Genomic DNA, 23,894 nt, shown 5'->3' with positions numbered 1-23,894 from the left:
AGAGGGTCCAGCATGGCAACCGCTGCATCACGGGATATCAAGGATTTTGTTTTTGAATGGGAAGGCAAGGATCGCCACGGCAAGATAGTCCGGGGCGAGGTGCGTGCGTCTGGCGAGAACCAGGTGCAAGCCACGCTCCGCCGCCAGGGCGTTTTTCCCACAAAGATCAAGAAACGCCGGATGCGCTCTGGCAAAAAGATAAAGCCCAAAGACATCGCTTTGTTCACGCGTCAGCTTGCCACAATGATGAAAGCAGGCGTTCCACTTCTGCAATCATTTGATATTGTGGGACGAGGGAATACCAACGCAAGTGTTACCAAACTACTCAACGACATCCGCTCCGATGTCGAAACAGGGACTTCCCTGAATTCTGCTTTTCGCAAGCATCCCATGTATTTCGACAGTCTTTACTGCAACCTTGTGGAGGCAGGCGAAGCGGCCGGTATTTTGGAAGCTCTGCTGGACCGTTTGGCCACTTACATGGAAAAAACGGAGGCCATCAAATCAAAAATTAGATCGGCTTTGATGTATCCCATTTCCGTGATCATCGTTGCCTTTGTGGTGGTTACGATCATCATGATTTTTGTGATTCCTGCATTCAAGGAAGTTTTTTCATCGTTTGGGGCCGATTTGCCTGCCCCTACACTTTTCGTGATGGGTATTAGTGAAATCTTCGTAAAGTGGTGGTGGTTAATCTTCGGTGTGATTGGTGGAGGCTTTTTCTTTTTCATGCAGGCCTGGAAAAGAAATGAGAAGATGCAGATGTTCATGGACCGCGTGCTATTGAAGATTCCGATCTTTGGAGCCTTGATTGATAAATCCTGTGTTGCACGCTGGACGCGTACTCTGTCCACGATGTTTGCGGCAGGGGTCCCACTGGTTGAAGCTCTGGACTCAGTCGGTGGTGCTTCGGGCAATTCGGTGTATTCCATGGCAACCGAAAAAATCCAGCAGGAAGTCTCTACCGGTACCAGCCTGACCGCAGCCATGGGCAACGCAAATATTTTTCCCTCCATGGTCCTTCAGATGTGCGCCATCGGGGAAGAATCAGGTTCCATTGACCACATGCTGGGCAAGGCTGCGGATTTCTATGAGGCCGAAGTGGACGAAATGGTGGCGGGCTTGTCCAGTCTGATGGAGCCCATCATCATCGTGTTCCTGGGTACGCTGATTGGCGGCATCGTCGTCTCCATGTACCTCCCAATCTTCAAACTCGGCCAAGTTGTGTAATGGAGATGCCCGTTTGGTGGAATGCAAGTTTGGGCGGGATATTGGGACTTCTGATCGGTAGTTTTCTCAATGTGGTCATCTATCGCCTTCCCAAAATCATGGAACGCCAGTGGGCTGAGGAAATCCGGGCAGCGCAGGCGCAGAGCGCGCAAGGAGATGCCGGTGCCGCACCTCCTGAACAGGAGCGGTTCAACCTCATGGTTCCCCGTTCCCGCTGCCCATCGTGTGGGCACATGGTCCAGTGGTATGAGAACATCCCTGTTTTGAGCTACCTTTTTCTGCGTGGGCGTTGCTCCGCGTGCAAGGTGCGGATCTCGGTACGCTACCCCTTGATTGAGATGGCGACGGGGGCCCTTTTTTTCCTGTGCATCCAGCGCTGGGGGATGACGCCCACGGGGCTCGTCTGGTGCGGGTTCTCGGCAGCCTTGGTCGCCTTGGCGTTTATCGACTGGGACACGACCCTGCTCCCGGACGACATCACTTTGCCGTTGCTGTGGGCTGGACTGCTCGCTTCCGCGCTGCAGTGGATTGACGTGCCCTTGTATGCCTCCGTGCTCGGCGCGGCAGCGGGGTATCTTTCGCTCTGGCTGGTTTACTGGGGATTCAAGCTCGCCACGGGCAAGGAAGGCATGGGCTATGGGGATTTCAAGCTGTTTGCCGCATTGGGTGCCTGGTTTGGCTGGCAGGCGCTGATCCCCATCATCCTGATGTCCTCAGTCATCGGTGCCGTCATCGGTATCGGGATGAAAGTCTTCAGCAGCCTGCGTGAAGGCGGCTACATCCCTTTCGGCCCCTTCCTGGTCGGCGCTGGTTTTACCGCCATGGTGTTTGGCCCCAACGCTATCCTTAACGCTGTCTTGAACCTTCTGGGCCTATAAACGATGAATCCGCGCAGGCGCCCCTTGCGCCTTGGCTTGACCGGGGGCATTGGCAGCGGAAAGAGCACGGTGGGCGGCATGTTCGCCGCGCTGGGAGGCAGCCTGATCGATGCAGACCAGCTGGCTCGCGACGTGACAGGCCCGCAAGGAGCGGCCATGAACGCAATCAGAGCCACTTTCGGGGCAGACTTCGTGGATGCCTCCGGCGCACTGGACCGCGCGCGAATGCGTGCTCTGGTCTTCAGCCACCCCGAGGCACGCGCCCAGCTCGAAGGGATCGTGCACCCTCTGGTTACCCTGCATAGCAACGCGAAGGCCCAGCAGGCTGCGGACCAAGGCCATGCCCTGATCGTATTTGACATCCCGCTGCTGGCGGAATCCGGCCGGTGGGCCCGCAGGCTCGATGCGGTCGTGGTGGTGGATTGCTCTGAAGAAACTCAGATCCAGCGGGTCATGCAACGCAGCGGCCTGGCGCGAGAGGTGGTGCAAGGCATCATCGCCTCGCAGGCAAGCCGCACGGCGCGGCGCGCCGTGGCAGATGCCGTGATTGCCAACGACAGGGATTGCTCGCTAGAGGACCTGCGCCTGCAGACCCGGCAAGTGGCCACGCTGTTCGGGCTATGATGCGAACGAAACCGTTTGTGCTTTCACCCCATGCCGTGCGCCACCGGCGTCAGAATACTCCCTGAGCCCCCAGGAACCCGCCAGCGTGATCCTTTACGAATATCCCTTTAACGAGCGTCTCAGAACCTATCTGCGGCTTGAGCAGTTGTTCCGCCGGTTGGGAGAACTGATTCCCCGCTCCCACGCGCTCGACCACCACTTTGCGCTGGTAACCATCTTCGAAATCATGGATGTGGCGGCACGGGCCGACCTCAAGTCGGATGTGCTCAAGGACATCGAGAAGCACAAGCACCAGCTCGATAGCTACCGTGGCAATCCCTCGATCTCCGAAGCGGCCCTTGACGCAGTCATTGCCCAGCTCGACCGTTGTTTCACAGCTCTCAACACCCAATCAGGCAAGTCCGGACACTTGCTCACCGAAAACGACTGGCTGATGAGCATCCGCAGCCGGGTGGGCATTCCCGGTGGCACCTGCGGGTTCGATTTGCCTGCGTATTACGCGTGGCAGCACCATGAACCAGGTGTGCGCCAGCAGGCCCTCGAAGAGTGGGCATCGACCCTGGCCCCGCTGGCCGAATCCATCTATGTGTTGCTCAAGCTGCTGCGCGACTCTGGCGTTCCCCAGAAGGTGGCAGCAGAGCGCGGTCAATTTCAGCAGAACCTGCCGCAGGGCCGTACATTCCAGTTGCTGCGTCTGCGCATTGACCCGGCCCTGAACCTGATTCCCGAGATCAGCGGCAACCGCCTGATCGTCTCGGTGCGGCTCATGCGGCTGGAAAGTGACGGGCGCCTGCATGCCAGCAATGAAGATGCGGCCTTCGAGCTGACCCTGTGCGCGTAAGCTGCGGCGCCGGATAGGTAGCAGGCAAGGACATTGAGAACGACGACGAGCATGGCCAACTCTACGCACACCCAACCACGAGCACGCATCGTCACCTGCCCCAGTTGTGGCGGTGACAGTGTCTACAGCCCCGCCAACGTGTACCGCCCATTCTGCAGCGAGCGGTGCAAGCAGATCGACCTCGGCGCCTGGGCCAGCGAGGACTTCCGCATGCCTGCAGAGGCTCCACCCGCCGACGAACCTTATGGCGATCCTCGCCTGCAGCACTGACCTCGACGGGGAATTGCCCAGGATTTCAAACAAAATTGGGCTCTAGCGCTTACCAATGAAGCGCTAGCAGCTATAAATTCGGCAGCAAACGAAAGTCACTCCGGCGAATGTTCCAGGCCACGCTCTTCAGCGAGCCACTGCAGCACCGGGTAGGCACCGGGCAGCACCGGTGACACCGTCAGCGGCATCTGCTGCCACTCCATGGTCTGCCCTTCGCGCATTTCGAACTCGCCCGACCATTCCCAGACCTTGCACCAGTGCAAGCGCACCAGGGCATGTGGGTAGTCGTGTTCCGTGACTTTCCAGACACTGGCAGCGCCGATGGTCACACCCAGCTCTTCCACCAGCTCTCTGCGCAGCGCCTGCTCCACAGTTTCGCCCGCTTCGACCTTGCCGCCCGGAAACTCCCAATACCCGGCATAAGGCTTTCCCGGCGGGCGTGTGGAGAGCAACATCGCGCCATCGGCCCGCAAGAGGATACCGACAGCCACCTCGGTGTGCTTGCGCGCCGTGGTCGCGGCCGGTGTTGCAGGCGCAGCAGCGGATTTGGCAACAGAATCAACCATCATGGCGCCCCGCATAGTCACGCGCAAACTGGTAGGCCACACGGCCACTGCGCGAGCCGCGCTCCAGCGCCCAGACCAGCGCCTCGGGCCGGGCCGCTGCAATCGCAGCGGCGGAGACCCCAAAGGAGGCCAGCCACTGGGCGACGATGGTCAGGTACTCCTCCTGGCTGAAGGGGTAGAAGCTCACCCACAGGCCAAACCGCTCTGACAGCGAAATCTTCTCCTCCACCACTTCACCGGGGTGCACTTCGCCATCAGCGGTGTGGGTGTACGTGAGGTTTTCAGCCATGTATTCGGGCAACAGGTGGCGCCGATTGCTGGTGGCGTAGATCAGCACATTGGGCGTGGCGGCGGCCACCGATCCATCCAGGATCGACTTGAGCGCCTTGTAGCCTGGCTCGCCGTCTTCAAAGCTCAGGTCATCGCAAAAGATGATGAATTTCTCGGGCCGGTCGGCCACCACATCCACGATATCCGGCAGGTCGACCAGATCCGCCTTGTCCACCTCGATCAGGCGCAGGCCCTGCCCGGCGTACGCATTCAGGCAGGCCTTGATGAGCGACGACTTGCCGGTTCCACGCGCACCGGTCAGCAGCACGTTGTTGGCGGGCTTGCCCAACACAAACTGCTCGGTATTGCGCTGAATCTTTTCCTTTTGCCCGTCGATCTCTTTGAGATCCGCCAGCTGCATCGCAGCCACATGGCGCACGGGCTCCAGGGTGCCGTGGCCACTGCTGCGCTTGCGGTAACGCCAGGCGATGGACAAAGACCAGTCCGGCGCTCCCAGGGGCTGGGGCAGCACAGACTCGATGCGGGCGATCAGCTGCTCGGCCCGCTCGATCAGATGTTCAAATTTTTGATTCATTTCGGGCCTAGCGCTTATCTATCAAGCGCCAAAAGCTATCAAATTAGGAGCATTCTTTACGAACGATAGTCCGCATTGATGGTGACGTATTCGTGGCTGAAATCGCAGGTCCACACCGTGTCGGAGGCCTCGCCCCGACCCAGCAGCACGCGCACTGTGATCTCGCTTTGCTTCATCACGCGCTGGCCGTCTTCCTCGCGGTAGGCGGGGTTGCGTCCGCCCTGAATGGCCACGTGTACATCGTCCAGGTACAGATCGATACCGGTCTGGTCGAGGTCGTCAATGCCCGCGTAGCCCACGGCCGCGAGGATGCGGCCCAGGTTTGGGTCGCTGGCATAGAACGCGGTTTTGACCAACGGCGAATGGGCGATGGCGTAGGCCACCTTGCGGCACTCTTCGCCGGTCTTGCCACCTTCTACCTGCACGGTGATGAACTTGGTAGCGCCTTCGCCGTCGCGCACAATGGCCTGGGCGAGCTTTTGCGATACCGCCAGCATGGCGGCCTTGAGGGCCTGGCCCTCGGCGCTTGCCAGAGACGTAATGGGCGCATGCGCGGCCTTGTTGGTCGCCACCACCACAAACGAATCGTTGGTGGAGGTGTCGCCATCGATGGTGACGCGGTTGAACGAGCCATCGGCCAGTTCGCGAGCCAGCTGCTGCATGACGACAGGGGCCACGCAGGCGTCCGTGGCCATAAAGCCGAGCATGGTGGCCATGTTGGGCCGGATCATGCCCGCGCCCTTGCTGATGCCGGTGATGGACACGGTGGCACCACCAACCTTCACTTGGGCAGAGAAGGCCTTGGGCAAGGTGTCCGTGGTCATGATGCCTTCTGCGGCGCGCGCCCAGTGGCCCGGCTGCGCGTCGGCAATGGCGGCGGGCAGGCCTGCCTCGATGCGGTCGTTGGGCAGCGGCTCCATGATCACGCCGGTGGAAAACGGCAGGATCTGCTCGGGCGCTACGCTGAGCTGGCGCGCGAGGGCAACGCACGTGGCGCGCGCACGCGCCACGCCATCAGCGCCCGTGCCAGCGTTGGCATTGCCGGTGTTGATCAGCATGGCGCGGATGGGCTGCCCGCTGGCAAGGTGGTCGCGGCTGATTTGCACCGGCGCCGCGCAAAAACGGTTCTGCGTGAACACGCCCGCCACGCTGGCACCCTCATCCAGCAGGAACACGGTGAGATCCTTGCGGTTGGCTTTGCGCACACCGGCTTCGGCAACGCCAATGCGCACTCCAGCAATCGGGTGCAGATCAGCGGCAACGGGGGCAACTAGATTGACGGGCATGGGGGTCCTTCTGAAAAACTGCGGCCGATTATCCGGAAAACCGTGGCACGCCAATGAAAACACGGGCCGAAGCCCGTGTTGTGTGGATCAGGAAATCAGGCGAGCTTGCCGTGGCACTGCTTGTACTTCTTGCCGCTGCCACAAGGGCAAGGATCGTTGCGGCCCACACGCATGCCCTCCGGCAGCGCCAAGTCCTGCGCCTGCGCATCCACCGTGGTTTCGACCTCGCCCGTTTCGGTCGGCGCGGTATAGGTCACGTTGGCAATGCTTTCGCCGCGGCTTTCCATCTCTTGTGCGGCCTGGTCCAGCTGCTCCTGCGATTGCACCTGCACAGTCATGAGGATCTTGGTGACTTCGTTCTTGACCTGGTCGATCAGCTGGCGGAACAGCTCGAAGGCCTCGCGCTTGTATTCCTGCTTGGGTTGCTTCTGCGCATAGCCACGCAGGTGAATGCCCTGGCGCAGATAGTCCAGTGCGGAGAGGTGGTCGCGCCAATTGGAGTCGAAGCTCTGCAGCAGCACCATGCGCTCGAACTGCGTGAAGTTCTCGCGCCCAACCTGCGCCACCTTGGCGTCAAACGAGGCATGGGCAGCGGCCAGCACCTTCTCCAGGATTTCATCGTCGGTGATGGCGCTGGCGCCCTGCACCACCTGCTGCAAGGCAATCGACACCTGCCATTCTTCGGCCAGCACCTTTTCCAGCGCGGCGAGGTCCCACTGCTCTTCCACCGATTCGGCGGGCACATACTGGCGCACCAGATCGGTCATGCAGTCTTCGCGCATGGCGGCGATCACGTCGGACAGGTCAGCCGCATCCAGGATGTCGTTGCGCTGCTGGTAGATCACCTTGCGCTGGTCGTTGGACACATCGTCGTATTCCAGCAGCTGTTTGCGGATGTCGAAGTTGCGGGCTTCCACCTTGCGCTGGGCCGACTCGATGCTGCGCGTCACGATGCCGGCTTCAATGGCTTCGCCATCGGGCATCTTCAGGCGGTCCATGATGGCCTTGACGCGGTCGCCCGCGAAGATGCGCATCAGGGAATCGTCCAGGCTCAGGTAGAAACGCGACGAGCCAGGGTCGCCCTGACGGCCCGAGCGGCCGCGCAGCTGGTTGTCGATGCGGCGGGACTCATGGCGCTCGGTCGCAATGATGCGCAAGCCACCCAGTTCCTTGACCTTCTCGTGATCGATCTTCCACTGCTCGCGCAACGCCGCCACCTTGGCAGCGCGCTCCGTTTCAGACAGGGTCTCATCGGCCTCGATGGCCGCCACATCCTTTTCAATGTTGCCGCCCAGCACGATGTCGGTCCCGCGCCCGGCCATGTTGGTCGCGATGGTGATCATGCCCGCACGGCCTGCCTGGGCCACGATGTCCGCCTCCCGTGCATGCTGCTTGGCGTTCAGCACCTGATGCGGCAGGCCTTCCTTGTTCAGGAGCTGGTCGATGATTTCAGAGTTCTCGATCGACGTGGTGCCCACCAGAACGGGCTGGCCGCGCTCGTGGCATTCACGGATGTCCTTGATGGCGGCTTCGTACTTCTCGCGCGTGGTCTTGTAAACGCGGTCCAGCTGGTCGTCGCGGCGGCTGGGGCGGTTCGGCGGGATGACCACGGTTTCCAGGCCGTAGATTTCCTGGAACTCGTAGGCTTCCGTATCGGCCGTACCGGTCATGCCGGCGAGCTTGTTGTACAGGCGGAAGTAGTTCTGGAACGTGATCGAGGCCAGCGTCTGGTTTTCGGCCTGGATGTTCACGCCTTCCTTGGCTTCCACGGCCTGGTGCAGGCCTTCGCTCCAGCGGCGGCCCGACATCAGGCGGCCGGTGAACTCGTCCACGATCACGATCTCACCGTTTTGCACCACATAGTGCTGGTCGCGGTGATACAGGTGGTTGGCACGCAGCGCCGCATACAGGTGGTGCATCAGCGTGATGTTGGCCGGGTCGTACACCGAGGCCCCCTCGGCAATCAGGCCCTGGCTGGCCAGGATGCGCTCAGCGCTCTCGTGGCCCTGCTCTGTCAGGAACACCTGGTGCGTCTTCTCGTCCAGCGTGAAGTCGCCAGGCTTGGTCACGCCTTCACCCGTGCGCGGGTCGGCTTCGCCTTCCTGGCGCACCAGCAGGGGCACCACCTTGTTCATGGCGATGTACATCGCTGTGTGGTCTTCGGCCTGGCCGCTGATGATCAGCGGTGTGCGGGCTTCGTCGATCAGGATCGAGTCCACCTCATCGACGATGGCGAAGTTCAGGCCTTGCTGCACGCGGTCCTGCGCTTCGTAGACCATGTTGTCGCGCAGGTAGTCAAAGCCGTATTCGTTGTTGGTACCGTAAGTGATGTCAGCGCGGTAGGCTTCCTGCTTTTGCTCGCGCGGCATGTTCGGCAGGTTGATGCCCACCGTGAGGCCCAGGAAGTTGTACAGGCGCCCCATCCACTGCGCATCGCGGTTGGCGAGGTAGTCGTTCACGGTCACCACGTGCACACCCTTGCCCGACAGAGCATTGAGGTACACGGGCAAGGTGGCGGTGAGGGTCTTGCCCTCGCCCGTCCGCATTTCGGAGATCTTGCCAAAGTGCAATGCCATGCCCCCCAGCAGCTGCACGTCAAAGTGCCGCATCTTCATGATGCGCTTGGAGCCCTCGCGCACCACGGCAAAGGCTTCGGGCAGGATGTCATCCAGCGATTCGCCCTTGGCCACGCGCTCCTTGAACTCCTGCGTCTTGGCCTTGAGCTGCTCGTCCGACAGTTTCTCGTAGTCGGGCTCCATCGCGTTGATGCGGGTCACCGTCTTGCGGTACTGCTTGAGGAGCCGGTCGTTGCGGCTGCCGAATAGTTTGGTGAGGAAGTTGGTGGCCATGCGAACAGGACCGCCTGCCCCGCTGCAAGCAGCGCGTCAAGCGACCGAAATCCCTAAGATGAATTGAGTTCAGGTGGGTCCATCACCAAGGATTGCAAGCACTGCAATCCCGGGCCGTGAACACCGGACCCGCGATTTTACCTGCCCGGTGCAGGTGTGGCCGGCTGGCCGGGCGATGCGTGCGGCTGGATCGCCGCAACCTGCGCGCCCGCAGCCGTGCCACCAGCGCTGAGAAACTTCTGTGGGTCCTGGAAAACCCCTTGCACCAGCACCTCAAAGTGAAGGTGGGGACCAGTGGAACGCCCTGTGGTTCCCACTTCGGCAATCTTCTGGCCACGGCGTACGATGTCGCCCTGCTTGACCAAGGTGCGCGACGCGTGGGCGTAGCGCGTGACCAGCTGGTTGCCGTGGTCCACCTCGATCATGTTGCCGTAAGCCGAATGGTATTCCTGCGTCACGACTACACCCCCCGCAGCTGCCAGGATCGGTGTTCCGGTATCTGCCTGAAAATCCAGGCCCGTGTGCAAGGCCGACTGGCCGGTGATTGGGTCTACGCGCCAGCCAAACGCCGAGCCCGGCACCCGTCCGGTGACAGGTGCATGGGTAGGAATCATCTTCTTGCGGATGTGCTGATCAAAAAGGCGCGATTCGAGCACGGTCATCAAATCCACACGCTGGTTGGTCAGGCGCTCCAGCTCGTCAAGGGTGGATTGCAGTTCCTCCATGGAGAGATTGCGTGCACTGACCAACACCCCTCCACGACCATCGGACTTCTGGACATCGGCCGGCGCCATGCCTGCAAGGCCCAGCACGCGGTCACCCAAGGATTCCAGCTGCACCATGCGGGCCTGCATCTCGCCAACGCGGCGGGCCATGGCATCCAGATTGGCACGCATGAAACGGTCCCGCTCTGCAAACTCGTCCTTGACGACCAGCCGTACCAATGACCCCACAATCGGCCAGCCTTCACGCGCGCCCTTGAGAAACACCCAGTGGTACAGCGTCGCAGCCACCAGCATGAGGCACAGCGACAGCAATAGCCCTGCCAGGATCAGGCGGGTGCCCGACAAATGAATGGCCCGGCTACGCGCCAGCCTGGCGTCCGTGATAATCAGATGCACTACGAATTCTCCACGCCCGAAGACGCACACCATGAACCGCCGCCACTACGCCGTCACCCTGCAGCAAGCCAGCGAGGACTCTCCCACGCTGGCCAAGCTCACAGCGCTGACACGCGACTCCAGTGATCGGCTCAAGGCCATTGAAATGCTGATTCCTGCGGCGCTGCGCCCAGCGATCCAGGCCGGCCCCATTGATGGAGACTCCTGGTGCCTGCTGGTCAAAAGCAATGCCGCCGCGGCAAAAATACGCCAACTGCTGCCTGCTTTGCAGGCGCATTTGCGCAGCCGGGGGTGGGAGGTTAACGCGATTCGCCTGAAAGTTCAAACCTGACGGTCAACGCCAGGATCAGGGAATGCGGGGAGGAACAGGAGAAAACTGGTGCCGGTTGTCGGAATCGAACTGACGACCTACCGCTTACAAGGCGGGTGCTCTACCAACTGAGCTAAACCGGCGAAGGCTGCATTTTATCGTGGAAAAAGCAGCCTCAAAAAAACAAGGGGCGGTTATTTCACCCGCTTGAGCGATGGCCGAGCGCCACCCGCAGCCGGAGGTGGTCGCGGCGCGTCACCCCCTTCGTCGCCATCTTTCCTGCCGTCATCCGCAGATACCAGCTGCACCACGCGGTCCTCGGAAGTTTGCGCTCCACTTGCAGCAGAAGCATCTTCGGAAGGCACCGCTTCTGCCAGCACGGGAGCGATGGCCCCGGCAGCAGCTGCACCACCAGCAAGCACATCCACCGGGGGTGGAAACGCCATACCCTGCCCGTTTTCACGGGCATAGATGGCGATCACCCGCCCCACCGGCACGAGGATCTCACGCGGCTTGCCGCCAAACCGGGCCTTGAACTCGATGAAATCGTTGCCCAGTTGCAAGGCACTCGTCGCATCAAAACTGATGTTCAGGACGATCTCACCATCCTTCACGTATTCACGAGGCACCTGCACCGAATCATCGACACGCACCGCCACATACGGCGTCAGCCCGTTGTCGGTGCACCACTCGTACAAGGCACGAATGAGGTACGGGCGTGTGGACGTAGATTCCTGTGCGGTCATGAAGGTGAAAGGCAACTGCTGTGAATAGGGAACGGGGCAGGCCGCAAGTTACTTGCGCATGACCTTCTCGGATGGGGTCAACGCCTCGATGTACGCAGGGCGCGAGAAGATGCGTTCTGCATACTTGAGCAGCGGAGCTGCATTCTTGCTGAGGTCGATGCCATAGTAGTCGAGGCGCCACAGCAGCGGGGCAATGGCCACGTCGAGCATGGAGAAGTTGTCACCCAGCATGTACTTGTTCTTGAGGAACACAGGGGCCAACTGCGTCAGGCGGTCACGGATGTGCGCACGCGCCTTTTCCAGCGCCTTTTCGTTGCCCTTGGTCGCGCGCGACTCCAGGATGTTCACGTGCACGAACAGCTCCTTCTCGAAGTTGAGCAGGAACAGGCGCACACGGGCGCGGTCTACGGGGTCGCCGGGCATCAGCTGGGGATGGGGGAAGCGCTCGTCGATGTACTCGTTGATGATGTTCGACTCGTACAGGATCAGATCGCGCTCGACCAGAATGGGAACCTGGCCGTAGGGGTTCATCACGCTGATGTCTTCGGGCTTGTTGTACAGGTCCACATCGCGGATTTCAAAGTCCATGCCCTTTTCGAACAGGACAAAACGGCAGCGGTGGGAGAAGGGACAGGTCGTACCCGAGTAAAGCACCATCATGGTGGGAGGCTCCTAAAAATCAAAAGAGTGGGACGCCAAAAGCGCCCACTCTGCAAAAAAACCAAGGCACCCCGAAGGGTGCTTTCAATGGATATGACTGCTGCGCGCGTTACTTCACATCTTTCCAGAAGGCTGCGTTGAGCCTCCAGGCAATCACCGTGAACACGCCCAGGAAAATCAGCACCCAGACACCCACGCGCTTGCGGGTGTTTTGCGCGGGTTCTGCCATCCACTGCATGTAGTTCACCAGGTCACCCACGGTCTGGTCGTACTGCAGCGGGGTCATCAGACCAGGCCTGACCTGCTCCCAACCCTTGAAAACCTGGGTCTTGTGACCATGGCTTTCGTGCTCTTCAAACACTGGGCGGCGATCACCCTGCAGCTCCCACAACACGTGGGGCATGCCCACGTTGGGGAACACGAGGTTGTTCCAGCCGGTCGGCTTGGTTTCGTCGCGGTAGTAAGTACGCAGGTAGGTGTACAGGTAATCCGCACCCGAACCACCCGCGCCAGCACGCGAACGGGCGATCACGGTCAGATCGGGGGGATTGGCACCAAACCAGGCCTTGGCCTGCTTGGGATCAATCGCCGCCTTCATGGTTTCGCCGACCTTGTCCGTAGTGAACAGCAGGTTGTCCTTGACCTGCTGATCGGTCAAACCGATGTCTTTCAGGCGATTGAACCGCATGAACGCTGCAGAGTGGCAATTCAGGCAATAGTTGACGAAAACCTTGGCACCATTTTGCAGCGAGGCCAGATCGTTCGTCTTGACGGGGGCCTTGTCCAGCGGAATGCCACCGCCCGCAGCCAGTGCAGAGCCAGCAGCCAGACCCAGGGCGGCCACCAGCGTGAGGATGATTTTCTTCATTGTTGTTATCTCCTGGGGCTCAGTGCGCCACAAAGGTCACGCGGTCGGGCACGGCCTTGGCCTCGCCAATACGGCTCCACCAGGGCATCAGCAGGAAGAACCCAAAGTAGAACAGCGTACCCACCTGCGACACACGCTCGCCAATGGGCGAAGGGGGTTGCACACCCAGGTAGCCCAGGATCAGGAAGATGATCACGAACACGCCATACAGGTACTTGTGCCAGTCGGGACGGTAGCGGATCGACTTCACCGGGCTGTGGTCCAGCCAGGGCAGGAAGAACAGGATGATCACGGCACCACCCATCACCACCACACCCCAGAACTTGGCGTCGATCGACAGCATCAGCACCACCGCCACGACGGCGGCACCGGCGATGCCGGCCTTGATGAAACTTGGCAACTTGGCCTTGAACACACCAAAGGCAGCACCCGCAAGCACACACAGCACCAGAACGTACATCATCTCGGTCGTGATCGCACGCAGCATCGAGTAGAACGGTGTGAAGTACCAGACCGGCGCGATGTGCAACGGCGTCACCAGCGGATCGGCCGGGATGAAGTTGTTGTACTCCAGGAAGTAGCCACCAAACTCAGGCGCAAAGAACACCACGGCCGTGAACGCCATCAGGAACATGCTCAGCGCGAAGATGTCGTGCACCGTGTAGTAGGGATGGAAAGGCACGCCATCGAGCGGCTTGCCATTGGCATCCTTGGGCGCCTTGGGGCCCTTGATTTCCACGCCATCGGGGTTGTTGGAACCCACGTCGTGCAACGCCAGCAAGTGGGCCACCACCAAGCCGAGCAGCACCAGCGGGACAGCGATCACATGGAAGCTGAAGAAGCGGTTCAGCGTGGCATCGCCCACCACGAAGTCGCCACGGATCAGCAAGGCCAGATCAGGACCGATGAAGGGAATGGCAGCGAACAGGTTCACGATCACCTGGGCGCCCCAGTACGACATCTGGCCCCAGGGCAGCAGATAGCCCATGAAGGCCTCGGCCATCAGGCACAGGAAGATGGCGCAGCCGAAGATCCAGACCAGTTCGCGCGGCTTGCGGTAGCTGCCGTAGATAAGGCCACGGAACATGTGCAGGTACACCACCACAAAGAACGCTGAGGCGCCTGTGGAGTGCATGTAGCGGATCAGCCAGCCCCAGGGCACATCGCGCATGATGTACTCGACCGAAGCAAACGCCAGGCTGGCGTCGGGCTTGTAGTGCATGACCAGGAAGATGCCGGTCACGATCTGGATCACCAGCACAACGAGGGCCAGCGAGCCGAAGATGTACCAGAAGTTGAAGTTCTTCGGAGCGTAGTACTCCGACATGTGCACCTTGTAGGCGTCAAAAGCGGTCGGGAAGCGGTTCTCGAACCAGTTCGTGACCTTGGCGCCTGCCGAGGCGTTGGGGGAGATTTCCTTGAATTCAGCCATGTCGATTTACCTCAGGCCTTCTTGTCTTCGCCGATCAACAGCAGCGTGTCGGACAGGTACATGTGCGGCGGCACTTCCAGGTTGTCAGGCGCCGGCTTGTTTTTGAAGACCCGGCCAGCCACGTCGAACGTGGAGCCGTGGCAGGCGCACAGGAAGCCACCGTGCCAGTCGTCTGGCAGCGAGGGCTGTGGGCCGGTCTGGAACTTGTCTCCGGGCGAGCAACCCAGGTGGGTGCAGATGCCCACGCCCACAAACACTTCCGGCTTGATCGAACGGTGCTGGTTCTTGGCGTACTCGGGGGTGGGGTACGTCTTGCGATCCGACTTGGGATCGGCCAGCTGCGATTCCGTCTGAGCGAGAGACTCCAGCTGCTGGGGAGTGCGCTTCAGGATCCACACGGGCTTGCCACGCCATTCAACGGTCAGCTTTTCGCCGGGCTGAAGGGCGGAGATGTCCACCTCTACAGCGGCACCGGCCGCTCTGGCTTTTTCCGAAGGCTGAAAACTACTGACGAAAGGCACTGCAACTGCCACTCCGCCAGCGGCACCGGCACATCCGGACGCAATCAGCCACGTCCTTTTACTGGTGTCGACTGGTGTGTCACTCATGGGGATCCTCGGTAAACATCGCTATTGTTGGGTCAACCGCGAATTGTAGCGGAGTGAAAATGGTTATTTCAAAGTGGGTGACTGTCTTGACAGGGCACCGCGCCGGGCAATACTCCGGCATCACCATTCAAACAAGGAGCACACCATGGGGATGATGCAGGAGTTCAGGGAGTTTGCGGTCAAGGGCAATGTGATCGACCTTGCCGTCGGCGTGATCATTGGAGGGGCGTTCGGCAAGATTGTGGATTCGGTCGTGTCCGACCTGATCATGCCGGTGGTGGGACTGGTGTTCGGCAAACTCGACTTTTCCAACCTCTTCGTGGTGCTGGGGTCCGTGCCACCGGGCACGGCCATGACGCTCGATGCCCTCAAGAAGGCGGGCGTGCCGGTGTTTGCCTATGGCAACTTCCTGACCGTGGCCGTCAACTTCATCATTCTGGCGTTCATCATCTTCATGATGATCAAGCAGATCAATCGCCTCAAGCGCGAAGCCCCTGCGCCAGCCCCCGAAGCCCCAGCCGCGCCCGCCGAAGACATCGTCCTGTTGCGCGAGATCAGAGATAGCTTGAAAAAATAACGCCCCTTTGAGTCGCTACGCGCCTTCCCCCTGAAGGGGGACGCCGCCAGCGGGGCGGAGTGGCCCATGCGCGGTGGCTGCTGGCTCGGGGCGCGCCAGTTTGAAGCCCCATCCCTCAACAATCCGCTATCGAATCGATAGTTTTTTGTTTTTGCGCTTAGCCACAGCGCCATGGGACTGTTTCATCCACAAAGGGTCCGCGCCATGCGCACGGCCTCGATGAGGCTTGCAGCATCGGCAATACCCTGCCCCGCTATGTCAAACGCGGTGCCGTGGTCGGGGCTGGTGCGCACCAGGGGCAGGCCCAGGGTCACGTTCACCCCCTTGTCCACCCCGAGGTACTTCACCGGGATAAGCCCCTGGTCGTGGTACATGGCAATGACCACGTCGAACTCTCCAGCGCGATGGGGCGTACTGCGCGCGCGCATGAACACCGTGTCAGGAGCGAAGGGGCCCTGCACATCCAGCTGCTGCGCGCGCGCAGCGGCGATGGCCGGCGCAATCACCTCGGCTTCCTCGTTACCAAACAGCCCGCCCTCGCCCGCGTGGGGATTGAGCCCCGCCACCGCGATGCGCGGCGCCCGCCCCAGGCTGCGCACCAGGGCAGCGTGCGTGATTTGCAACGTCTGCAGGACGTTGTCCGTGGTGACCGCCGCAATGGCATCGCGCAGCGACATGTGGATGCTGACCAGCACCGTGCGCAGCTCGTCGCTGGCGAGCATCATGCGCACGGGCATTTGCGCCAGCGATACCCCCTGGTGCGCGACGGCCTCGGCCTGCAGCAGCTCGGTGTGGCCCGGAAATGCCACGCCCGCTGCCGCCAAGGCCTCCTTGTGCAAGGGCCCCGTGACCAGCCCCGCCACCTCGCCCCGCAGCGCCGCGCGGGCGGCCCAGACCACGCTGTCTGCGGCGGCACGGCCAGCGGCGGCGCCAATCTGCCCCCAGGGCTGCGGGCCAGGAATGCCTGGCAACTGCAACACCGGAACACAGCGGGGCGGCATGTCCAGCACATCGGCGGGCGCAGCAATCTGTGCCACGGGTACCATGGGCACGCCGGGCCGCACGATGGCCTGGGCCGCACGCCGCAAGGTGGCGACATCGCCCACCACGAAGCAACCCACCAAATCGGCTGGCGCATCGCGAAAGGCCTTGGCCACGATTTCGGGGCCGATGCCGGCAGGATCACCCTGGGTAATGGCGAGAGGCTTCATGGAAGTTTGATTTCAGATAAAAAGTGAACCTAGCGCTTTACTGATAAGCGCAAGTAGCTATTATTTTTATAGCTAAAACCCAGGCTACCAGCGATCAGGCAGGATTGTCGATCTCGATGAATTGGTGGCCCAGACCCAACTGCCCTGCAACCTGCGCCGCCACCGCAGGCGCCCCATAACGCTCGGTCGCGTGGTGCCCTGCTGCGATAAAACCCACCCCCATCTCGCGGGCCAGATGCGCCTGGGGCTCGGAAATCTCGCCGGTGATGAACACGTCGGCCCCAGCCGCAATCGCCGCCTCGAAATAGCCCTGAGCGCCACCCGTGCACCAGGCCACGCGGCGGACTGGCCGTTGCGCAGCAGCGCCTTCCGGCGGCACCCAGGTGACGGCACGGCCCAGGGCCTGCGCGACATGGTCTGCCAGGGCCCGCTCATCGGCAAACGCGGCAGGCCCGGCAAAGCCCAGATCGTTCTCGCCAAACCGCGCGTCGGCCACGAGCCCCAGCACCCGGCCTAGCTGGGCGTTGTTGCCCAGTTCCGGGTGGGCATCCAGCGGCAGGTGGTAGGCAAACAGGTTGATGTCATGCGCGAGCAGCAACTGCAAACGCTGCTTCATCCAGCCCGTCACCCGGCCGTCTTGCCCACGCCAGAACAGGCCATGGTGCACGAAGATGGCATCCGCTTGGGCAGCAATGGCCGCGTCGATCAGGGCGCGGCTGGCCGTCACGCCGCTGACGATGCGGCTGATCTCGGCCTTGCCCTCCACCTGCAAGCCGTTGGGGCCATAGTCCTTGAAGCGCTCGGGTTGCAGCAGGCTGTCAAACGCCTGCAAAAGTTCGGTGCGGGAGATGCTCATGCAGCTATTGTCGCGCGTGGCCCACGCCCACACATGAGGGACAATGCTTTTCTCCGGGAGGCAGCCGTGGCATGCGCATCGCCCGCCACCCCTTCTCCAGCCCATCACCTGTACAGAATTTCATGAAACGCATCTGGCTGTTGTTCTCGCAGGCCGTCACGGTGTTCGTTGCGGCCTACTTCGTTGTCGCCACCCTGCAGCCGAGCTGGCTGGGCCGCGGCGCCACCACCCGCTCCGGCGCTGGCATTGCGCTGCTCGAAGCACCCCCTGCCCCGGCCAATGCGCAACCTGCCGCAGGCAGCTTCAGCGCTGCGGCGCGCCAGGCCGCGCCGGCGGTGGTCAGCATCAACACCAGCAAGGCCGTGCGCCATCCGCGCAGCAACGACCCCTGGTTCCAGTTCTTCTTTGGCGACCAGGGGGCCCAGGCGCAGGCCGGGCTGGGCAGCGGGGTGATCGTGAGCCCCGACGGCTACATCCTGACCAACAACCACGTAGTGGAAGGCGCCGACGAGATCGAAGTGACGCTGACCGACAGCCGCCGCGCCCGCGCCCGCGTGATCGGCACCGACCCCGACACCGACCTGGCCATCCTCAAGATCGAACTCGACAAGCTGCCCGTCATCGTGCTGGGCAACTCGGACGTACTCGCCGTGGGCGACCAGGTGCTGGCCATCGGCAACCCGTTTGGCGTGGGCCAGACGGTGACCAGCGGCATCGTGAGCGCGCTGGGCCGCACACAGCTCGGGATCAACACCTTCGAGAACTTCATCCAGACCGATGCGGCCATCAACCCTGGCAACTCGGGCGGCGCGCTGGTGGATGTAAATGGCAACCTCATGGGCATCAACACGGCCATCTACTCGCGCTCGGGCGGCAGCATGGGCATCGGCTTTGCAATCCCCGTGTCTACGGCCCGCATGGTGCTGGATGGCATCGTGCAGGACGGCCAGGTCACACGCGGCTGGATTGGCGTGGAGCCCAACGAACTCTCACCCGAACTGGCAGAAACCTTCGGCGTGAAAGCCACCGAGGGCGTGATCATCACCGGCGTGCTGCAGGACGGCCCCGCCGCCCAGGCGGGCACGCGGCCCGGCGATGTGATCGTGCGGGTTGAAGGCAGGAAGGTGAGCAACGTGTCCGAGTTGCTGACCGCCGTGGCGGGGCTCAAGCCCGGCACTGCAGCACCGTTCAACGTGCAGCGCGGCGACAAGATGGTGGAACTGAGCATCAACCCCGGCGTGCGCCCCAAGCCTCAGCGCAATGTGAGGCGGTAAGCCTACTCTGAGCCGCTGCGCGTTTTCCCCAAAGGGAGACGCCTCCAGCGGCCCCGCAAAGCCGGTTCCGCGGTGGCACTGGTATTGGGCACGCGCCAGTTTTTAGGGGCTGCGCGCAGAACACTGCGACATGGCCGCTGATGCAACCCGTCAGCTATTAAAAATATAGCTTGAAGCGCTTATCCAACAAGCGCTAGAGCTCATTTTCACGAGAAACTCAACCTTCAGGCGTTGGAGGCGGGCTCGCTACCCTCGTCCGGGGCTTTGGTGTGCTTGATGAAGATCTGCGCCGCCCAGATGCCCACCTCGTACAGCAGACACATGGGGATCGCCAGCGACAGCTGCGACACCACATCGGGCGGCGTGACGATGGCAGCGATCACAAAGGCGATCACGATGAAATAGCCACGAAACTCCCGCAGCTTCTGCACGCTCACGATGCCCATGCGGGCCAGCACCACCACGGCAATCGGCACCTCGAAGGACAAGCCAAACGCCAGGAACATCGACAGCACAAAGCTCAGGTAGGCCTCGATGTCTGGCGCGGCGGTGATGCTCTTGGGCGCAAAGCTCTGGATAAACGCAAACACCTGGCCAAACACCAGGTAGTAGCAAAACGCCACCCCGATGAAGAACAGCAGCGTGCTGGAGATCACGAGCGGCAGCACCAGCTTCTTTTCGTGCGAATACAGGCCAGGCGCCACAAAGGCCCACACCTGCCACAGCACAAACGGCAGTGCCAGCAAAAAGGCCGACATCAACAAGATCTTGAGCGGCACCATGAACGGCGAGATCACCGACGTGGCGATCAGCGTGGCGCCCTTGGGAAGGTGGGCCACCAGCGGCGCCGCCAGAAAGTCATACAGCGCGCCAGGGCCAGGGAAGAAGAACAAAATCGCCGCCGCAATCGCGATGGCAATGATGGCCTTGACCATCCGGTCGCGCAGCTCCATCAGGTGCTGCACAAACGGCTGCTCGGTACCGGCCAGCTCGTCTTCTTTGGAAGGGGTTTCGGACATGTTGGGTTTTCGTGGGCGTCAGGGCCGCCCATGCAGCGCGCGGTGCGCTGGTGGCTGCTGCATCAATGGAATTTACGGGGACGGAAACGCGCCACACGGGCCGCGCCGGACTGTGCCTTGGTGCGCACACCGCTTCGGGCCTTGTACCACTGGGGCACCGCCCCCCGCTTGAGGCGCCAGTTCTTGCCGGGGTGTTTGTAAGCCGGCACAACGGCGGTCTGGTCCTGCAACGCCGAGCTGGCGGTGTCGGTGGCCTCGGCCCAGTCCTTTTCGAACTCGCTGGCGCTGGTCTGGATGGAGTTGTGCACATCGCGTGCGGCGTTCTCCACCGTGTCCTTCATTTTCTTGAGCTCGTCGAGCTCCATGGACCGGTTGACCTCGGCCTTCACATCGGACACGTAACGCTGGGCCTTGCCCAGCAGGGTGCCCACCGTGCGGGCCACACGGGGGAGCTTCTCGGGCCCGATGACTATAAGAGCCACCGCGCCGATCAGCGCCATCTTGGACAGGCCAATATCAATCATGGATCAAGCGCAAAGCGTGCGGGTGCCAGCGGGAACAGCCCGCTCAGCTCTTTTGCTTGGCTTCGACATCGATGGTGGTCTTGTCGGTCGCAGGGTTGTTGGCAACCTGGCCCGCGGGTGGGGTGGTGGTGGCAGCCGCGTCGGCCGAACCGTCTTTCATGCCGTCCTTGAAGCCCTTGACGGCGCCCCCGAGATCGGAGCCCATGTTCTTGAGCTTCTTGGTGCCGAACACCATGACGACGATCAGCAGCACGATCAGCCAGTGCCAGATGGAAAAAGAGCCCATGGAATATCTCCTAACGAATTGCAATCATTTTAGACGGGGGGCGTGACAGGAGTTCACAGCCCAAGCAGAACTGCGGGAATCTCCCTGCACGACCCGTCAGCCTGGTTCAGCCTTTGAGCCACGGACGGGGACCGCCCATCACATGGATATGGAGGTGGTGGATTTCCTGCCCACCTTCAAGCCCCGTGTTTACCACGACGCGAAAGCCACCCTCCGGGTACGGGTTGCAGCCCTGCTCCATTGCCAGCTTCGGCGCCAGCGCCATCATGCGCCCCAGCACACCCGCGTGTTCCTCGGTGACCTGCGCCATCGAAGGGATATGCAGCTTGGGCACCATCAGAAAGTGCACCGGCGCCCAGGGGTGGATGTCGTGGAAGGCGAAAATTTCTTCGTCTTCATAGACCTTCTTCGAAGGAATCTGGCCTGCGATGATTTTGCAGAAGAGGCAGTTCGGATCGTGCATGAGGAAAATGTCAGTACAAAATTAACAGGTCACCAGGCGCTGCTCGCCATCCAAAGCGGTCGCAACCGGCGCGCGCGAAGCCAGTGCCACCGTGGAACTGGCTTTGCCAGGCCACGGGTGGCGTCCCCCAAGGGGGAAGGCGCCGTAGGCGGCACAGGGGGGCTTCATGTATTTTCAGCGATATTGATGGTGGGCCGCACACCCACATCCTTGCGGTGCGCGTGCAGCCATTCTTGCCCGGCCGTGCGGCCGAGGGCGAAAAGCTTGCGCACAAAGGCCATGTCCGCACGGGCCTTGCTGTCGGCGCCAAAGGGCTCCAGCACGGCGCCGCCGTCGATGCGGTGCATGCGCACGCTTTTGTAGCGGCGCGCATCCAGCTTGCCCTCGGCCAGCAGACGGCGCACGAACTCGATGGCGCGCAACTCGGCCAGCAGGCTGGCATTGAAGGTGACTTCGTTCATGCGCTCCATGATTTCCTGGCCTGAGTGGGGCAGATCCAGATGTTCGATGGGGTTGATCTGCACAAGCAGGATGTCGGAGGTCTCGGTCTGATAGATCAGCGGGTGCAACGCAGGGTTGCCCGAATAGCCGCCGTCCCAGTAATGCTCACCGTCGATTTCCACGGCCTTGAACAGCGCTGGCAGGCAGGCCGACGCCATCACGGCATCCGCGCTCAGCCGGGGGCCAGAGAAGATTTCGCCGCGCCCGGTGCGCACGTTGGTGGCGCACACAAACACCTTGGGCCCGCCCGCCGCAGCGCTGGCGCGGCGCACAGTGCACAACAGGTCAAAGTCCACCTCGCGCTCCAGCAGGCGGCGCAGCGGGTTGATGTCGAGCGGATTGGTCTGGTAGGGCGAGAGCCACTGGCGCATCAGCCCCATCATGGGGTTGGCGGCCGACAGGGGCGAGCCCCACATCAGGCTGCCCAGCGTGCCCACGCCCTCCCACAGCCGGGTAAGCGTTTCACGCGCCTGGACGCAACCGGCCAGGTGCGCTTCGTGCGGGTCTTTGTGCTCCTGCGCGGCTTTGGCAAAGCCGTGCGCCATGGCCACGGCATTCATCGCGCCGGCGCTGGTGCCGCTCACGCCATCAAACTGCCACTGGCCATCCTCCAGCAAGGCATCCAGCACACCCCAGGTGAGCGCACCGTGGGAGCCCCCACCCTGCAGGGCCAGGTTCAGCCGTGGCAAGGATGACAAGTGCGACAGGGACGCCGTCGGTTCAGGCATCCACCGCCTGGTTCTTGCTCATGGCCAGCATGCCGCGCACGATGCGGTACAGGAACCACAGCGAGATCAGCCCCCAGGCAATCCAGCCCGGCGCAATCAGCAGCAGCCACAGGGGCGCGGTCACCACATACAGAACACCAGCCCAGATCGTCGAGCGGATGCGCCAGGAGAAATGATTGGCCTGCCAGGTGCCCTCGGCATCGCTGCGCTTGACCAAGTCAATCACCAGCGCAATGACCAGCAACAGCGCACTGGCCTGCGCGCCTGGCAGCACAGCCCCCACGGCCACGATGAGGTGCAGCACATAGCTGACCCAGCCGATGTTCTTCAGGCCCTGGGCCTTTTGCTCATTGCTTTGCACGTCGATGATGTCGTTCATGGGGCCCCTTCTTCGGCAGTGCGCGCAACCACCTTGCGCAAGGCTTTTTCCTCGATGCCGCTGGTGCCCTCGCGGCGCTCCAGCTCGGTCAGTACATCGGCAGGCGTGAGGCCATAGTGGGCCAGGGCCACCATGGAGTGGAACCAGAGGTCGGCCACTTCGTAAACCAGCTTGGACTTGTCGGCGCCGTGGTCCACATCCTTGGCCGCCATGACGACTTCGGTGGCCTCCTCGCCGATCTTCTTCAAGAACGCATCCGGCCCCTTGTGCAGCAGGCGCGAGACATAGCTCTTGTCGGGATCGCCGCCGTTGGCAGGCTTGCGGCTTTCAATCACATCGGCAAGGCGTGCGAGGGAATCGTTGGAACTCATGGTCTTGTCGTCCATTGCCATTACTTGTAGATGGATTCAGGGTCTTTCAAGACCGGATCGACCGCGTGCCAGGCTCCGTCCTTGAGCACGCTGAAAAAACAGCTGTGGCGGCCTGTGTGGCAGGCGATGCCAGGCTCGTGGCCGAGCTGGGTGACCTTGAGCAGCACCACATCGTTGTCGCAGTCCAGGCGGATCTCGTGCACGGTCTGCACGTGGCCGGACTCTTCGCCCTTGAACCACAGCTTCTTGCGCGAGCGGCTGAAGTACACGGCGCGGCCGAGTTCTGCCGTCTTGGCAAGGGCCTCGCGGTTCATCCAGGCAAACATCAGCACGTCGCCCGTGCCCTGCTCCTGCGCAATCACGGGCACCAGGCCCTGCGCGTCCCATTTCACTTCGTTGAGCCAGTTCATGGGCGGGATTGTCGGTGATTTGAATGACCAGCCCGCCTGCCGGGCGGTCGGTTTTGAGGTCATTTTTGCCTCTAGCGCTTATCCATCAAGCGCTAGCAGCTATCAAAATGAGAGTTCAATGAAAAAACAGATGCATCGTCG

Annotated in this window: 28 protein-coding genes and 1 tRNA gene; 8 read left to right on the top strand and 21 right to left on the bottom strand. The window is 61.7% G+C overall.

Translation table 11 applies throughout. The features are described from left to right. Window positions 1-12 precede the first annotated feature (12 nt). From ACSQ22_RS17505 to ACSQ22_RS17485, 5 genes are all read left to right on the top strand, one after another. Window positions 13-1,230, top strand: a complete 1,218-nt coding sequence (locus ACSQ22_RS17505) for a type II secretion system F family protein (protein WP_176888506.1) — start codon at window positions 13-15, stop codon at window positions 1,228-1,230. Beyond that, window positions 1,230-2,108: a prepilin peptidase gene (locus ACSQ22_RS17500; RefSeq protein WP_436131055.1), complete on the top strand. Its 879-nt coding sequence runs from the start codon at window positions 1,230-1,232 to the stop codon at window positions 2,106-2,108. Before ACSQ22_RS17505 ends, ACSQ22_RS17500 begins: the two co-directional genes overlap by 1 nt. A 3-nt stretch (window positions 2,109-2,111) precedes the next feature. Continuing rightward, window positions 2,112-2,732: a dephospho-CoA kinase gene (gene coaE / locus ACSQ22_RS17495; RefSeq protein ID WP_436131054.1), complete on the top strand. Its 621-nt coding sequence runs from the start codon at window positions 2,112-2,114 to the stop codon at window positions 2,730-2,732. Between the two features lie 85 nt (window positions 2,733-2,817). Continuing rightward, complete coding sequence (zapD, locus tag ACSQ22_RS17490; RefSeq protein WP_055399185.1) at window positions 2,818-3,573, top strand: cell division protein ZapD; 756 nt, start codon at window positions 2,818-2,820, stop codon at window positions 3,571-3,573. Window positions 3,574-3,624: 51 nt separating this feature from the next. Continuing rightward, window positions 3,625-3,843 carry a DNA gyrase inhibitor YacG gene (locus ACSQ22_RS17485; RefSeq protein ID WP_055399187.1) on the top strand — a complete coding sequence of 73 codons (219 nt, stop codon included), beginning with the start codon at window positions 3,625-3,627 and terminating at the stop codon, window positions 3,841-3,843. 95 nt (window positions 3,844-3,938) lie between these two features. Here the strand turns inward: ACSQ22_RS17485 and ACSQ22_RS17480 are convergent, their stop codons facing one another. The 5 genes from ACSQ22_RS17480 to ACSQ22_RS17460 form a co-directional block, all read right to left on the bottom strand. Then, window positions 3,939-4,409, bottom strand: coding sequence for an NUDIX domain-containing protein (locus ACSQ22_RS17480; RefSeq protein WP_436131077.1), 471 nt, complete (start codon window positions 4,407-4,409; stop codon window positions 3,939-3,941). After that, on the bottom strand, window positions 4,402-5,274 hold the full coding sequence (locus ACSQ22_RS17475; protein ID WP_436131053.1) for an ATP-binding protein: 873 nt from the start codon (window positions 5,272-5,274) through the stop codon (window positions 4,402-4,404). The genes ACSQ22_RS17480 and ACSQ22_RS17475 overlap by 8 nt, the downstream gene beginning before the upstream one ends. A gap of 56 nt (window positions 5,275-5,330) precedes the next feature. Beyond that, the gene (gene argJ / locus ACSQ22_RS17470) at window positions 5,331-6,560 is read right to left on the bottom strand and encodes a bifunctional glutamate N-acetyltransferase/amino-acid acetyltransferase ArgJ (protein WP_436131052.1); all 1,230 of its coding nucleotides are present in this window, start codon (window positions 6,558-6,560) and stop codon (window positions 5,331-5,333) included. Window positions 6,561-6,655: 95 nt separating this feature from the next. Continuing rightward, window positions 6,656-9,409 carry a preprotein translocase subunit SecA gene (gene secA, locus ACSQ22_RS17465; protein WP_436131051.1) on the bottom strand — a complete coding sequence of 918 codons (2,754 nt, stop codon included), beginning with the start codon at window positions 9,407-9,409 and terminating at the stop codon, window positions 6,656-6,658. Between the two features lie 137 nt (window positions 9,410-9,546). Then, complete coding sequence (locus ACSQ22_RS17460) at window positions 9,547-10,530, bottom strand: M23 family metallopeptidase (protein WP_436131050.1); 984 nt, start codon at window positions 10,528-10,530, stop codon at window positions 9,547-9,549. Between the two features lie 31 nt (window positions 10,531-10,561). On the opposite strand from ACSQ22_RS17460, the gene ACSQ22_RS17455 reads away from it, so the two are divergent. After that, entirely contained in the window at window positions 10,562-10,861 is a 300-nt protein-coding gene (locus ACSQ22_RS17455) for a hypothetical protein (protein WP_055399197.1), read from the top strand. Between the two features lie 46 nt (window positions 10,862-10,907). On the opposite strand, the gene ACSQ22_RS17450 is transcribed toward ACSQ22_RS17455, so the two are convergent. The 6 genes from ACSQ22_RS17450 to petA form a co-directional block, all read right to left on the bottom strand. Continuing rightward, window positions 10,908-10,983 (bottom strand) — tRNA-Thr (locus ACSQ22_RS17450). Between the two features lie 51 nt (window positions 10,984-11,034). Continuing rightward, window positions 11,035-11,586 (bottom strand): ClpXP protease specificity-enhancing factor, encoded by a 552-nt coding sequence (locus ACSQ22_RS17445; RefSeq protein WP_436131049.1) that lies wholly within the window; start codon window positions 11,584-11,586, stop codon window positions 11,035-11,037. Window positions 11,587-11,634: 48 nt separating this feature from the next. Continuing rightward, window positions 11,635-12,246 (bottom strand): glutathione S-transferase N-terminal domain-containing protein, encoded by a 612-nt coding sequence (locus ACSQ22_RS17440; RefSeq protein ID WP_007854512.1) that lies wholly within the window; start codon window positions 12,244-12,246, stop codon window positions 11,635-11,637. A gap of 109 nt (window positions 12,247-12,355) precedes the next feature. After that, the gene (locus ACSQ22_RS17435) at window positions 12,356-13,114 is read right to left on the bottom strand and encodes a cytochrome c1 (protein WP_055399199.1); all 759 of its coding nucleotides are present in this window, start codon (window positions 13,112-13,114) and stop codon (window positions 12,356-12,358) included. 19 nt (window positions 13,115-13,133) lie between these two features. Continuing rightward, entirely contained in the window at window positions 13,134-14,546 is a 1,413-nt protein-coding gene (locus ACSQ22_RS17430; RefSeq protein WP_121422443.1) for a cytochrome b, read from the bottom strand. An 11-nt stretch (window positions 14,547-14,557) separates the two neighbouring features. Next, complete coding sequence (petA, locus tag ACSQ22_RS17425) at window positions 14,558-15,154, bottom strand: ubiquinol-cytochrome c reductase iron-sulfur subunit (RefSeq protein ID WP_055399203.1); 597 nt, start codon at window positions 15,152-15,154, stop codon at window positions 14,558-14,560. Between the two features lie 145 nt (window positions 15,155-15,299). Here petA and mscL point away from each other — a divergent pair, with 145 nt between their 5' ends. After that, on the top strand, window positions 15,300-15,731 hold the full coding sequence (gene mscL / locus ACSQ22_RS17420) for a large conductance mechanosensitive channel protein MscL (RefSeq protein ID WP_055399204.1): 432 nt from the start codon (window positions 15,300-15,302) through the stop codon (window positions 15,729-15,731). Between the two features lie 182 nt (window positions 15,732-15,913). On the opposite strand, the gene pdxA is transcribed toward mscL, so the two are convergent. Together pdxA and ACSQ22_RS17410 are read right to left on the bottom strand one after the other, a co-directional pair. Further along, window positions 15,914-16,942 carry a 4-hydroxythreonine-4-phosphate dehydrogenase PdxA gene (pdxA, locus tag ACSQ22_RS17415; protein WP_436131048.1) on the bottom strand — a complete coding sequence of 343 codons (1,029 nt, stop codon included), beginning with the start codon at window positions 16,940-16,942 and terminating at the stop codon, window positions 15,914-15,916. 94 nt (window positions 16,943-17,036) lie between these two features. After that, a complete protein-coding gene (locus ACSQ22_RS17410) occupies window positions 17,037-17,798 on the bottom strand; it encodes a Nif3-like dinuclear metal center hexameric protein (RefSeq protein ID WP_436131047.1) in 762 nt (253 codons plus the stop codon). Window positions 17,799-17,920: 122 nt separating this feature from the next. Between ACSQ22_RS17410 and ACSQ22_RS17405 the strand changes: the two genes are divergently transcribed. Next, a complete protein-coding gene (locus ACSQ22_RS17405) occupies window positions 17,921-19,072 on the top strand; it encodes a S1C family serine protease (protein ID WP_436131046.1) in 1,152 nt (383 codons plus the stop codon). A 224-nt stretch (window positions 19,073-19,296) separates the two neighbouring features. Here ACSQ22_RS17405 and tatC read toward each other — a convergent pair whose 3' ends face one another. The 8 genes from tatC to hisI all read right to left on the bottom strand — a co-directional run bounded on the left by tatC (window position 19,297) and on the right by hisI (window position 23,762). Further along, window positions 19,297-20,091 (bottom strand): twin-arginine translocase subunit TatC, encoded by a 795-nt coding sequence (gene tatC, locus ACSQ22_RS17400; RefSeq protein WP_436131045.1) that lies wholly within the window; start codon window positions 20,089-20,091, stop codon window positions 19,297-19,299. A 62-nt stretch (window positions 20,092-20,153) separates the two neighbouring features. Then, on the bottom strand, window positions 20,154-20,615 hold the full coding sequence (gene tatB / locus ACSQ22_RS17395; RefSeq protein ID WP_055399209.1) for a Sec-independent protein translocase protein TatB: 462 nt from the start codon (window positions 20,613-20,615) through the stop codon (window positions 20,154-20,156). Between the two features lie 43 nt (window positions 20,616-20,658). Next, complete coding sequence (tatA, locus tag ACSQ22_RS17390; protein ID WP_055399211.1) at window positions 20,659-20,901, bottom strand: Sec-independent protein translocase subunit TatA; 243 nt, start codon at window positions 20,899-20,901, stop codon at window positions 20,659-20,661. A 106-nt stretch (window positions 20,902-21,007) separates the two neighbouring features. Next, window positions 21,008-21,364 (bottom strand): histidine triad nucleotide-binding protein, encoded by a 357-nt coding sequence (locus tag ACSQ22_RS17385; RefSeq protein ID WP_055399213.1) that lies wholly within the window; start codon window positions 21,362-21,364, stop codon window positions 21,008-21,010. Between the two features lie 164 nt (window positions 21,365-21,528). Next, window positions 21,529-22,593, bottom strand: coding sequence for a patatin-like phospholipase family protein (locus ACSQ22_RS17380; protein ID WP_121507439.1), 1,065 nt, complete (start codon window positions 22,591-22,593; stop codon window positions 21,529-21,531). Continuing rightward, window positions 22,586-22,972: a DUF4870 family protein gene (locus ACSQ22_RS17375; RefSeq protein ID WP_121422438.1), complete on the bottom strand. Its 387-nt coding sequence runs from the start codon at window positions 22,970-22,972 to the stop codon at window positions 22,586-22,588. Before ACSQ22_RS17375 ends, ACSQ22_RS17380 begins: the two co-directional genes overlap by 8 nt. Further along, window positions 22,969-23,343: a phosphoribosyl-ATP diphosphatase gene (locus tag ACSQ22_RS17370; RefSeq protein WP_055399375.1), complete on the bottom strand. Its 375-nt coding sequence runs from the start codon at window positions 23,341-23,343 to the stop codon at window positions 22,969-22,971. Before ACSQ22_RS17370 ends, ACSQ22_RS17375 begins: the two co-directional genes overlap by 4 nt. 20 nt (window positions 23,344-23,363) lie before the next feature. Continuing rightward, window positions 23,364-23,762 carry a phosphoribosyl-AMP cyclohydrolase gene (gene hisI / locus ACSQ22_RS17365; RefSeq protein ID WP_176889144.1) on the bottom strand — a complete coding sequence of 133 codons (399 nt, stop codon included), beginning with the start codon at window positions 23,760-23,762 and terminating at the stop codon, window positions 23,364-23,366. Window positions 23,763-23,894: the final 132 nt, after the last annotated feature.

Source organism: Acidovorax sp. LjRoot38, assembly GCF_964252975.1.
Classification (GTDB): domain Bacteria; phylum Pseudomonadota; class Gammaproteobacteria; order Burkholderiales; family Burkholderiaceae_C; genus Acidovorax; species Acidovorax facilis.
Note: the sequence above shows the minus strand (reverse complement) of the source record. Positions and strands in the feature narration are given on the sequence as shown.